Source organism: Stenomitos frigidus ULC18 (assembly GCF_003003795.1).
Lineage (GTDB): Bacteria > Cyanobacteriota > Cyanobacteriia > Leptolyngbyales > Leptolyngbyaceae > Stenomitos > Stenomitos frigidus_A.
The window spans coordinates 1-10,795 of sequence record NZ_PVWK01000151.1 but is presented as its reverse complement, the minus strand read 5'-3'; the positions used below and the strand labels follow the sequence as shown (position 1 = coordinate 10,795).

Annotated in this window: 13 protein-coding genes; 6 read left to right on the top strand and 7 right to left on the bottom strand. The window is 49.0% G+C overall.

Translation table 11 applies throughout. From position 1 onward, the window contains the following. Positions 1-212 precede the first annotated feature (212 nt). From C7B82_RS28000 to C7B82_RS27990, 3 genes are all read left to right on the top strand, one after another. A complete protein-coding gene (locus tag C7B82_RS28000; RefSeq protein WP_106260280.1) occupies positions 213-434 on the top strand; it encodes a hypothetical protein in 222 nt (73 codons plus the stop codon). Between the two features lie 71 nt (positions 435-505). Continuing rightward, positions 506-1,378, top strand: coding sequence for a peptidoglycan-binding domain-containing protein (locus tag C7B82_RS27995; RefSeq protein ID WP_106260278.1), 873 nt, complete (start codon positions 506-508; stop codon positions 1,376-1,378). A 179-nt stretch (positions 1,379-1,557) separates the two neighbouring features. Then, positions 1,558-2,220 carry an SDR family oxidoreductase gene (locus C7B82_RS27990; RefSeq protein WP_106260276.1) on the top strand — a complete coding sequence of 221 codons (663 nt, stop codon included), beginning with the start codon at positions 1,558-1,560 and terminating at the stop codon, positions 2,218-2,220. Here C7B82_RS27990 and C7B82_RS27985 read toward each other — a convergent pair. Further along, the gene (locus C7B82_RS27985) at positions 2,190-2,777 is read right to left on the bottom strand and encodes a hypothetical protein (RefSeq protein WP_219904738.1); all 588 of its coding nucleotides are present in this window, start codon (positions 2,775-2,777) and stop codon (positions 2,190-2,192) included. The genes C7B82_RS27990 and C7B82_RS27985 overlap by 31 nt on opposite strands. 190 nt (positions 2,778-2,967) lie before the next feature. Between C7B82_RS27985 and petN the strand changes: the two genes are divergently transcribed. Beyond that, the gene (gene petN, locus C7B82_RS27980; RefSeq protein WP_106260300.1) at positions 2,968-3,057 is read left to right on the top strand and encodes a cytochrome b6-f complex subunit PetN; all 90 of its coding nucleotides are present in this window, start codon (positions 2,968-2,970) and stop codon (positions 3,055-3,057) included. A 15-nt stretch (positions 3,058-3,072) separates the two neighbouring features. Beyond that, on the top strand, positions 3,073-3,267 hold the full coding sequence (locus C7B82_RS27975; protein WP_106260299.1) for a hypothetical protein: 195 nt from the start codon (positions 3,073-3,075) through the stop codon (positions 3,265-3,267). Between the two features lie 459 nt (positions 3,268-3,726). Here the strand turns inward: C7B82_RS27975 and C7B82_RS27970 are convergent, their stop codons facing one another. The 6 genes from C7B82_RS27970 to C7B82_RS27945 all read right to left on the bottom strand — a co-directional run bounded on the left by C7B82_RS27970 (position 3,727) and on the right by C7B82_RS27945 (position 8,965). Continuing rightward, entirely contained in the window at positions 3,727-4,032 is a 306-nt protein-coding gene (locus C7B82_RS27970) for a hypothetical protein (protein WP_106260274.1), read from the bottom strand. A gap of 169 nt (positions 4,033-4,201) precedes the next feature. Further along, a complete protein-coding gene (locus C7B82_RS27965) occupies positions 4,202-4,651 on the bottom strand; it encodes a protealysin inhibitor emfourin (RefSeq protein WP_219904737.1) in 450 nt (149 codons plus the stop codon). Positions 4,652-4,654: 3 nt separating this feature from the next. Further along, positions 4,655-5,665, bottom strand: a complete 1,011-nt coding sequence (locus C7B82_RS27960; protein ID WP_219904736.1) for a M4 family metallopeptidase — start codon at positions 5,663-5,665, stop codon at positions 4,655-4,657. Positions 5,666-5,823: 158 nt separating this feature from the next. Beyond that, positions 5,824-7,275 carry an SMI1/KNR4 family protein gene (locus C7B82_RS27955; protein ID WP_106260268.1) on the bottom strand — a complete coding sequence of 484 codons (1,452 nt, stop codon included), beginning with the start codon at positions 7,273-7,275 and terminating at the stop codon, positions 5,824-5,826. An 11-nt stretch (positions 7,276-7,286) separates the two neighbouring features. Continuing rightward, positions 7,287-8,255 (bottom strand): hypothetical protein, encoded by a 969-nt coding sequence (locus C7B82_RS27950; protein ID WP_146141293.1) that lies wholly within the window; start codon positions 8,253-8,255, stop codon positions 7,287-7,289. Between the two features lie 128 nt (positions 8,256-8,383). Next, a complete protein-coding gene (locus C7B82_RS27945; protein WP_106260264.1) occupies positions 8,384-8,965 on the bottom strand; it encodes a hypothetical protein in 582 nt (193 codons plus the stop codon). Positions 8,966-9,921: 956 nt separating this feature from the next. Here C7B82_RS27945 and C7B82_RS27940 point away from each other — a divergent pair. Then, entirely contained in the window at positions 9,922-10,560 is a 639-nt protein-coding gene (locus C7B82_RS27940; RefSeq protein WP_106260262.1) for a helix-turn-helix transcriptional regulator, read from the top strand. Positions 10,561-10,795: the final 235 nt, after the last annotated feature.

Here is a 10,795-nt window from a genome sequence, read left to right as displayed (position 1 = left end):
GTCAAAAAGTATTTTAAACTACAGAATTGATTTATATGTTTGTGAGATTAAAGTTATAGAAAGATAGAAAGTCCTCAGTCCTGCTCTGATGAGCCTACATGTTATCATCCATTTTCCTTGGATTCGTGAGACTCTGTCTTTAAAATTATAGCCAAACTAAAGCTGTGTGAGAGTGATGGTAGCTAACTCACCTTTACTGGAGAACCATCGTCATGAATGGAGATTTTTTCCGGCCGAAAACAATTAGAAATCTGCCCCAACGGGTTGCCGCTAAATTAGAAGCATCTGAGGCCGGGATGAGGGTTGCCTATGGTGGCACATCCTGGCGTTTTAAGCTCCTGGTTTCGATGGGGCAAATTATTCAGCTGCTTCCTGGTCAAACGGTCACGATCGTTGGGGTAGAGGATACTTCAACCTTAATTATCGAGGTGTGAGCGTCTGTTTGTTGTAGACCCATTACCGGTAATGGGTCTACGGGCAATGAAGTTCTATCAGGAGAATTGCCATGAAACGAGCTAAAGCGTTCCTCCCGTGGTTACGAACCAAGCAAAATCAACTGAGCCAGATTGTTTCCCTGCCAGCGCGACAGCAGGTTAATTTAATCACGACCCGTCCGCCGCTCTATCGAAACATTAGTAGTGAGTCGCTGCAAGAGGCAATCGCCGAAATGCAAGCGATTCTCATTGCTAAAGGTTATTTAGTGACTGCAAGCGGCAACTTTGACAAAGAGACCGAAGACGCCGTGAAGTGGTTTCAACGGCAGCATCACTTAGAAGATGACGGTATTGTGGGCGCCCTAACCTGGGCAGCCTTGTGTTACCCGGAACTGCGTCGGAGTGAACAGCCTGAATCGCTGACAATACAGCGGGCGATCGTCAATCTGCAGGAATTGCTGGAATTAGCAGGCTTTTACATCCAGAATCGCGATGGCTTTTTTGGCGAAACGACAGTAAGGGCTGTGAAGCGCTTCCAACGCACCTATGGGTTGCACCCTGATGGTGTAGTGGGGCCGCTAACGTGGTCTGTGCTGCTAGGCATGCGTCAGAAACCGAGCCGGGTCGATCGTCTGTTAGTGGGAGTATACCTATCTCGCGCTGAAATTCTGTGCTTATTTCAGGAGATCTGCATTATTACCTACATCGTTCTGGGCATTTACTTCAGCCCTGTAACCACGAAAGGACTCAATGTGGTAGACCTCGGCAAAGCGATTACCACCGCGATCGCGCTAACCTGCATCATGCCCTTTTTGCCCGATCGTCTGTTGGTCAAACCACCGGGTGATCCACGACTGTTTCTACTGCGTTATGCCCATTACGTACCGGTCGGCATTTTTTCTGATTCAGCGCTAGAGTTCCTTCGGCGCAAATTGCTCGGTTAAGCAACGCCCATCCTGAAAATCGTTTTTACTCCCACTGATCCTGACGACATGCCTTTTCCTGAGTAGATTAAGCTATGCCCAACCCACGATCGTCTAGCGTTCAAAGCAGCAATGCTAACAGCCTTTAGGGATCGAGTAGACTTTGGGGAACGTGCGGTTTTAAAGGACAGAAACCAGCAATGACAGGAATTTTTTTGGCGGGAGCCAGTCGTGGCGTCGGGCGAGAGATTGCGAAAATCCTGACAGCACAAGGGCTTAAAGTCGTGGCATTGCTGCAATCGGAGGACGCTCGCGCAGAGTTAGAGGCACTGGGCGCTACCGTTGTGATTGGCGATGCGCTAGATGGAACGACGATCGAGTCCTTAGTCCTGGCGCAGCCTCTTGATGCTGTCATCAGTACCTTGGGCGGCAAACCAACGGATGGCGATCGTCCTGACTTCAAAGGCAACCGCAACCTGATCGATGCAACGGTGAAAGCTGGCGTAAAGCGGTTTATCCTGGTGTCGTCGATCGGCACGGGTGAGAGTGCTGCTGCCCTGCCACCACAGGCACTCGAAACGTTGGGCCCCGTGCTGGCAGAAAAAGAACAGGCAGAAAATCATCTCACTGCCAGCGGGTTGATCTACACCATTATTCGTCCCGGTGGGCTGAAATCAGAGCCGCCTAGAGGCAACGCCGTTTTAACTGAAAATCCCAATATTGCGGGCTCGATTCATCGGGCAGACGTGGCGGCTTTAGTCTGTTGTTGTTTAGCTTCGGAACGATCGCACAACAAGATTCTGTCAGCCGTCGATCGCACCATGCTCTTCGGTCAACCCACGTTTGAAGACTTCACAGTGTAAGAGCTAGCGGTCGAAAGCCTGTCGGATGCGCGGTTGACTGTAGCGACGCCAAACGGTTTGACCCATCCTTGCCCCAGCGTCCAATCTAAGACAATGCGGGCACCTGCAAACAGCAAAACGCTTTCTGCGCCCAGAATGACCAATGGCAACAAGGCGCTTGCCTCATCCAGTTTGCCTTCCGCTTGGGTCAGCCCACGTACCAGTCCAAACGCCAGAACAGCACCAGAGTTGAGGTGAGGGTTTTGGTCTTGCCGGATAATATAGCGATAGGTAATGCCAAAAAGGAATCCAGAAAGGGCTGCGATCGCACCACTCGTCAGCAGCATGACAGCCGTTTCGATCTGCAATGGGGCTAGTTGGGCGAAGCGTGGTGCCAGTAGCCAACGATTGACTAATACCAACGCACCAAACACGGTACCCGTCGTTAGCGCTCCGACAAAGCCAGCTTTGACCGATTCAATCCGCTCTACTAAACCAATGTCTCCTGACGCGTTAGTAGCGCTTAACGGTGCTAGCGTCGCCTGAGTCAGTTCTTCATGCCTCATTGGTGCTGCCATAGGGAAAGAATTTTGAGTCGCAGACTTTCGATTGTAGATTGAAAGCCTGCCGCTCTCACCACCATTTTGCGGCAACCCGCGCCTACTGTCTCCTTTCTTAACTCTACGATTTTCCCAACACCTTCATCCGGGTGCAACTTTGAACTATGATCAGTGCTGAAGATGTTTCGCAATGCTGATTGGTTACCTCATGGATATTGTGACGTTGGGCTGGGTTTCACTGTTAGTGATCTTTACGTTCTCGATTTCGCTGGTAATCTGGGGACGCAACGGTTTTTAGTTTGGTTTGGGCATCGTGGAAACTTCTGCTTTTAATGTTCTCGTTTTGGTTGCCTTTGGTCTAATGATTGTCGTCAGTGGCGGCATCGTTTATCTCACCATCGCAGAGTGGCGTGATCGACGTCGTCGTGATGAAGAGCGTCGTGCCGATCGCCCCATTGCCCGCAGTACCGACAAGATTTCCCGTAATAACGGCAAGGTCAAAAAATAGTTTGGGCAGGCTGAGTGGAAGTTGATGAGGCGTTGCCGAATTCTGGGGATTATTTGTGAATCCCCACGTTTGGTGTAGGGGCGTTTCGCGAAATTCCCCTACGTGATTCAGCCTTCAAAGCAGCAGTGCCATCGATGAAGCTTAATGGTACTCAGCTTTCTGTTGACGCTTATTTCTATTGACGCTTGCTTTGGACGGAGCTATAGGTAAACTGAGCTATACGTTCATGTCAGCAATGCCTGAGTTTCATGCTGAAATTAAAGTCCTCAGGCACCCCTTCAGGGTAATGTCTGCAGCGTCCTTTTCCAACTCTCGTAGCTAGCACACAGTTTGAAAGAAGCCGGGTTTCTGGGCGGCACCTGGATGTTCAAACGACATCTGCTTGTTAAGAAACCCGGTTTCTACATCAGCTCTGTTATGTCTGTGCGCCTAAAAAGACATGATCGATCGCATCGCGGCTCACAACAGAGCGTTAAGGCTCTGAACGACTGGGTCTTTGTGACGCTGCAAAATGCTCCGATAGGTGTCGGCTAATTCCTGAGCAAGCCGATCTTCTACATCCTTTGCTTTTTGCTTAGAAAGGTAGTTTTCAAAAAATACCTGATACTGACTTGACTGAAAGAGACCTGTGGCTAGCTCTTTGAGTAGAGTATCGTCAAAGGGGTGCTCCCAATCGAAATTCTCGTCAATAGTTTCTAGCAAACGCATTTTAGCCTTACAGCGAATGACCGTCCGATGAGGGCGATGACGATTAACTAATTCCATGACCTTGTATACTGCGTAACGATGTGTTGCAGTATACCCATGTTTTTAATCTGTTTTCACCCACTTAGGTTACATTTTGGCAAGAAATTTGCCGAGCTTTAACTTGGATTTGTCCACCTAATGGCCTACCACTTGCAGTTGTAAAAGCTCTCTGTATAGTGTGTGAAGATTAGTGCTGTCCAGCAGTTTCCATCAACCAGTGCAGAAGGGGTTTTAGAGGCTCTGGTATGGCAGCTTCCCCAACGGTGATCGTGTGCTTTTGAGTGCCCTCTTGGATGGTCACTGTATACTCAAACCGATCGGGCTGGGCTGGTGTTGAGACCCTGTCTGGTAAGCGAAAAAAGTCTGCCGCTTCTACCAAATGGCGCAACCGAGCGGCGTTGTCAGGCGACAGCTTTGCCGTATCAACGGTGATCGTCAGCGGCATACCCGTAAAACCACCACTGCGTTCTAGTGTAATCTGCATAGCGTTTTGCTCGCTTATTGTTCCTGAAGGATAGACTTCACCACTTAGAAGCGGTACCACCAACGCAGTCCACAGAAGCCCCGAAAAATGACGACGAGTGAGATGTGCTCCTTGCAGTGCCTGCTTTTGACGATACTTCTTGGTCGCATTCAAAGCTTAGATGACTCCCACTTCTTGCCAGGCGCTACGAACGGCATTTTGCTCATCACTGCCGTTGCCGTAAAGTTGTTCGGCGATCGCGAGCGTCGCAGTAGCAGCATCTGCAAAGGTTGCTCCACTACTCAGTGCGCTTTTCAACGTGACATACCAAATCTTCCCAGCTTTTTCCCAGGCGTATCCACCCATTGCCATCGCTGCTAGATAAAACGCATAGTTTGGAATCCCAGAATTAATGTGAACGCCGCCTCGATCGCGTGTGCCTGTGTAGCGATCCTGGTAATGCTTCGGTTGCGGATCAGTCCCGAAGTTTCGGTCATTTACGTAAGCTTTGTCGCCCGTCAGTGTGCGGACACCGCGAATGCCTGCGCCCGGACCCAACACTTCTTTACCGATGTACCAGTCTGCCTGTTCAGCAGTCTGATTATACTTCCACTGATTGATTAAACTTCCCATGACATCGGCAAAGCTTTCATTAAGCGCACCCGATTCAGCGAAGTAGTCCAGGTCGCTGGTGAAACTCACAACACCGTGCGTGAGTTCGTGTCCCACAACATCCAGTGCTTTGGTGAACCGGATAAATAAATTTCCGTCGCCATCGCCATACGCCATCTGCTGACCGTTGAAAAAAGCGTTCGACATTGGTCTACCAAAGGTGTCACTGACATGGATACTGGAACGGAGAGGTAAGCCCGCATCATCCAAGGAGTCGCGATCGAAGACTTCTTTATAGAAATCATAGACATCACCTGAGTAATCGTAGGCTTCATTGGCGGCTTCATCATCGACGGGGCGATCGCCTTCCTGCCGCAATAAGTTGCCAGGCAGTGGATCGCTTGCTCCACGCATATCAAACACGTACCGCTCTTTCCCGGCAATTTGGCTCATCAAAACAGCAGCCATCGGTTGTGCGCTTAGCAATCGCCGCGCTGTCCGATATTCGTTCCCCAATGATGCCAGCGCAATCTGGCGCACAGCTGGATCATCAGAATCTTGCAAGGACTCAGCCATGTAGGGCGGCACGAAGCAGCAAAGAGGATGGTGGCATAAATGCATAATCGGTTCCTTCAGAATGTGGATTGATTAAGTTGGCATTCTCGTCGAGGCATGGCATTGCCATGCCCCTAAGACAGGTTCTCTGCCGGAAAACTGAAACGATCGATCGGCATTCACACCACTTGAAGCATGGGCACTTTGAAATAGCTTGGTGAGGCAGAAGCATTTTGAAGGGTGACCCAGACCTTGAGTCGATACAGCCCAGGCTGCTGTAACCGTGCTTCAGGGAATTGGGCGATGTAGGCTAATTGATGGCCACCCGGAAGGCGCGTGGTGATATCTCCCAAATAGGTGTCTAATTTTGTCGAGAGATTGTGGGCAATGCACTGAGCGCGATACACAAGTTGCTGCTCTGCAAGAGGGGGTTGGGCTGAGCCAATAATATTCATCGAAACTTCTAGGGCAAACGGCTCTCCACTATGAAGCGGGTCTGAGAAGAGCGGTTGCGCCTGATCAACAACCATCGGTTTTTCGGTTTGAGGAGAGCAAATGACTCGAAGTTGGGTGATTTCTAAACCCACAGTCTCTTGTGCTGGAGACGGATGGGTACTAGCTTGCAGTTGCTGTAGCATCCATTGCTCCGTAGCTGCAAAATCAATATTTGATTGGATTTCCACCGTATCGGTTTCCCGATGGTGAACGATGGTGCGCTGTTCGTTATGTCCCTGCCTTTGACTCGTTTGGCACTCGATCGTAAAGGAGCCAAGATCATGCCATTCGTCGGTAACTGTAATCTCTGGCATGGTTGCACTAGATGGCATTGGCGCAACTGGTTGGCTAGTGTTGCTCTGGGACGGTGTTGGCTCTGAGCTCGTTGACTCTGAGTCTGATGGCTCAGGCGCGTGATCGGCTCGCAGGGATGCTGGTTCAGTGTCGATGGAACGATCCTTGGTAGCATCCGACTCAGCGCGCAGGGCTGGCGCGATCGATATGGCAGGCGTTTCTCTCAATTCAAGGAAGTTTTCGTACTCTGCCTGCATCATGTTCTGGAATGAACGGTAGCGATCGGCACCGGGCAACCAGTCCCCAAAGAACCAGGCTTCCCACTCGCCGTCTGGAGCCACAATCTGGGGATTGAGCAGATAGATCGCTCCCTCTCCGCGTTTGCTAATTTCTAAGGCTGTTTGGAGATATTCAATCCGAATTTTGCTACAGTCCTGTTCCTGTCCATACACAAAGTACTCTTCATCTGGAATCGATGGCGCTAGTGCTTTTGCATTAGTGGATTCTGGCGAATGATGTCCAGACTTCTCCCAAAACGCATCAACCCAGGCTTGATGCCTTACCGCAAACCATTCAATATCCTTCAGAGACCATAGCTGGTTGCTAAAAAGGGTTGTTTGCCGCCAGCCATTGCTTACCTTTAAAAACGCTCGATAAGACGGTGGTAAGGTGGCTCCCAGACGAGCTTCGGTGTGGGCAATTTGTTTCTCGGTTGCCCCTGGATAACCCAACCAACCCGATTTCAACACCTCTGGAGGCAGGAAAGTGGGAGCATCGCCGATCGCACCGATGATTTCCTGACTCCACCGCTTCAGGAACCTCTCCCAATCGAAGCTGCTCATGATTGTAATCCTTAGATAACTTGGAGCATTGGCACTTTAAACTGTCCTAACGTTGCTGGCGCCTGTTGCAGCGTGACGAAGACCTTCAGACGGTAGGCGCCTGGCTGTGGAAGTAGCAACGAGGGCAGTAGAACTTTGTAAGCTGAGTTGTTTGAAGGGGAAACATGTGCCGTCACATCTCCCAGGATGTCAGTGGCACCCGTAGCCAAATTGCGAGCAAGACATTGCACTCGGTAAGCAACCTGCTTTTCCTGATTGACCTCCGTGAGCCCAGTAAAGCGCATGGACACTTCCAGTGCAAACGGCTCAGTGGTTTGAAGGGCATCTGGGAAGATGGGACTATTTTTGTCAACAACCATGGGTTGCTTCATGTGATGAGGCTGAAACACTCGTAGCTGAGTGATTTCTGCCACGATCGGTGCTGCTACGATCGGACTGTCTACATGCAAGGAACGAAGCGTTACCTCTACGCGGTCGCGCATCCATTGCTGCATCAGATCAGTCTCAAAAGCAGGCCAACTTTCAACCGTATCGGTTTCGAGATGGTGAGCGATGATGCGTTGCTCCACTTTCCCGTCAACCTGTCGGATTTTATAGTCTACTTTGAATGACGCGATCGAGTTCCAAACTGTGAGTTGTTCACCCTCTGCCTCTCTTCGATCGCTGACTAGAGGCTTGGAGTCTCCTATTGGCGTGATTGCTTCGACCACATGAGAAGATTCTGCTTGCTCTAAGGAAGCCTGAGCATGGTGGACTCGGGCTTGAGCAATCCATTCTTCAAGCTCATCGCGGGAGAGGGAGCGCCCATCACTCTTCGCTTGAGCTTCAATCGCATCGGCTGACGCTTGAGCCAGAGCGGCGATCGTGTCGATACCCAGTGAATACAGCCAACGCTTTCTAACTGCGCCAATGCCCCGAATCTGCGTTAAATCGCTGCGATCGTGATGATTGCCGTTGGCTTCGTGTGTTGATGATCCCATCATCCTGATTCCTTTTCTGAATAGGAACCTGGTAGGCGCAATGCCTACCAGGTGGCTTAACTCCTGGACTGTGCCAGGAGATCGTTACGCTCAGATCCGCGCTACATTGCTTTCGGAGAGGCTAAACCTTACTCTTGACCGGAAGGATACACTTCCAGCAAGACTTCTTTGATGTAGCCATGTCCCCAAATTCTGGTTGAGCACTTGTTCTCAACTGGACCAATCGTAGCCACTGCACCGATCTCATAGAGACCAGGTGTCAAGCCATCGCGTCGAGCAACCCCCCTGTGAACCAAAGAGTAGCTGAAGATACCCTTCTGGGTGACGAGGGTTGCCTGAACATCAACTTCCGCAGCCTTTCTGCCCATGCCTTCAAGGCCGTAGTCGATGATGATGCGGGTGCCTAAGCACATCAGAAGCTCCGTCAGAGGTGTCTTGTTAAACTCAACGTTCACAGAGAGTTCATACTCTTCATCTTCTGAAATGATGAACGGAGAGTTAGTAGGAGCTGCCGGTACAGTGCCAAGTCCTCGAACGCGTAAGTCATGCAGTTCGAACGTAACAGGACCGAGAATGAAAGGTGCGCGAGTTTCGGTATCACCGACTTCACGAGGTTGCTGTGCCGCAGCCTCAGCTCCTCGGAATCCCATAGCCTCATTGCCCCGGTACTTGTTAGCGGCAGCGATCATCGTATCCATTTCGTTAGCCATGATCTAGTATCCTCGTGTGTTGCAGATTCTTGTATTAGGTTGTAAGCCTTTGTTTGATGGCGCCTTTAGGTTTCTGACCTTCAGCTCATTTACCCTTGGCTTGTCAACTGAATTCATCATCGCAACACAACAAGCCACTGTGTAGTACCCAAGTTGGGTACTCTTTTTTTGGATTAGCCATGATAAGCTCAGCCATAGATTGAGTAGTGGCTTAATCCAGCGTAAAGAGTCGCTTTTTGAAATTTACATTGAAAACATATTTTTCGATCATGTGTATCTGCATCAGCGATTCTCATTGAAAGAAAGCTCTGGAGCAATGGAAAGTTGAACTTCTATGACAAGACGCCCCGCCTATTCTGTTTATCTCTAGAATTAAGTGGGAGGCTTGATATATTTTAGTTTTCATCTACCAGGCAGACCCTGAAAGAGTCCTCTCATCGGATCTTTCACCAGCTGATCCTTTGTAAACGCCCTAGAAATTGCTTTCCCGATCGGGATCAGTAGTAGGAATAGTGGCCAGATATTGCTGAACGCTACAATCAGTTTAAACACTTCACTAAGTAGTAGATCCTTCTAAAACCACCATGAAAACAGGACTTTAGCTATCTTAACAGCCGATTTTAGCGCTTTAAAACACAGCTCATACTTACCTTGTGAATTCTGCAATGCATGAATTCCAGCATTTTTTTGCGTTAATTTTTAGATCAACAATATGTGTGTTAGAGAGAATAGATATGTTTGAGAACCTTGATATCGATGATTTTGTCAGCAAAATCTGAGGTTGCCGGAAGCTTGAACAAGTCTCAGCAGTTCTCATCGCTGCACAGTGAAAGAGTTTTCCATAAAGATGGGTTTTCTCATCGGTTCTCACTCACAGATGATTTGGGGCTGTTAGAGATCATCGAAGGGGCTAGTGTGCCTCGCAAAATTTGACTTATTGTCCTGGAGGCAATTCAATGATCAGTCGAGCTTGCACGGCGAACAATAAGGTTGATCTTTTTCAACTTCAAAAAGCGCGGACAGCGTTACAAACCTATGCTTTCGAAAAGAATTATGAACAGATCGACCTACCTCAGGAAGTGATTAAAGACCTGATTGATGGCGTTTTAATTCTGACTGAGAAAAGGGAGTTGATCTATGCTAATGAATGCGCTCGTCGTATTTTACGTCAGCTCAATCAAGAGCGATCGTTGGTAAATCAGATACCTGAAGAAGTGTGGCATATCTGTCAGGCACTCATTGATAGCCGCCATCTGTTTCCCAATCAATATTGGTTGATCGAATCTAAAGTCTTTATTGGCAACTCTATTGTGTTTAACGTCCAGGCTCGATGGCTGAAGCTAGAGGATAGAGATCGACCTTGTCTCTTACTTAGCATTCGCGATCAGTGTCAATCCATTAAGGACATTGTGAATGAAGAATCTCAAAAATATGGTCTCACATCTCGCGAAAAAGAGATTTGGTTGCTCCATCGAGCAAACTATACGTATAAGCAGGTTGCTTTAGAGCTTTGCATTACGCCAAACACCGTTAAAAAACATATGAAAAGCATTTACTCGAAGCAGAAAGCGATGCTTATGCTGCAAGAGGCCTGAAAAATCGCTTCATCGCAGTCACGTTAACCAGGCTGAACGCCCAGCCACTCAACCTGGTTCATGCAGACTTGTTCGTATGGGATATTTGTATGGGATAGAAGGTATGGGATAGAAGCCTGAATGGAGTCGGATGTTCATAGCCCACAATCTGAGTCTAGTAAGTAGCTGAGGGTTACAAAGCTCAGGTATGTAACGGTTCATGAATGAGCCAATTTCGAGGGAAACCGAAATCGTT

Coding starts and splice junctions, on each gene's coding strand:
- C7B82_RS27970 (WP_106260274.1), bottom strand. CDS start 4,032: ATGGAATTAGTTAATCGTCATCGCCCTCATCGGACGGTCATTCGCTGT.
- C7B82_RS27945 (WP_106260264.1), bottom strand. CDS start 8,965: ATGGCTAACGAAATGGATACGATGATCGCTGCCGCTAACAAGTACCGG.
- C7B82_RS27960 (WP_219904736.1), bottom strand. CDS start 5,665: ATGGCTGAGTCCTTGCAAGATTCTGATGATCCAGCTGTGCGCCAGATT.
- C7B82_RS27995 (WP_106260278.1), top strand. CDS start 506: ATGAAACGAGCTAAAGCGTTCCTCCCGTGGTTACGAACCAAGCAAAAT.
- C7B82_RS27955 (WP_106260268.1), bottom strand. CDS start 7,275: ATGAGCAGCTTCGATTGGGAGAGGTTCCTGAAGCGGTGGAGTCAGGAA.
- C7B82_RS27950 (WP_146141293.1), bottom strand. CDS start 8,255: ATGGGATCATCAACACACGAAGCCAACGGCAATCATCACGATCGCAGC.
- C7B82_RS27985 (WP_219904738.1), bottom strand. CDS start 2,777: ATGGCAGCACCAATGAGGCATGAAGAACTGACTCAGGCGACGCTAGCA.
- C7B82_RS27940 (WP_106260262.1), top strand. CDS start 9,922: ATGATCAGTCGAGCTTGCACGGCGAACAATAAGGTTGATCTTTTTCAA.
- C7B82_RS27990 (WP_106260276.1), top strand. CDS start 1,558: ATGACAGGAATTTTTTTGGCGGGAGCCAGTCGTGGCGTCGGGCGAGAG.
- petN (WP_106260300.1), top strand. CDS start 2,968: ATGGATATTGTGACGTTGGGCTGGGTTTCACTGTTAGTGATCTTTACG.
- C7B82_RS28000 (WP_106260280.1), top strand. CDS start 213: ATGAATGGAGATTTTTTCCGGCCGAAAACAATTAGAAATCTGCCCCAA.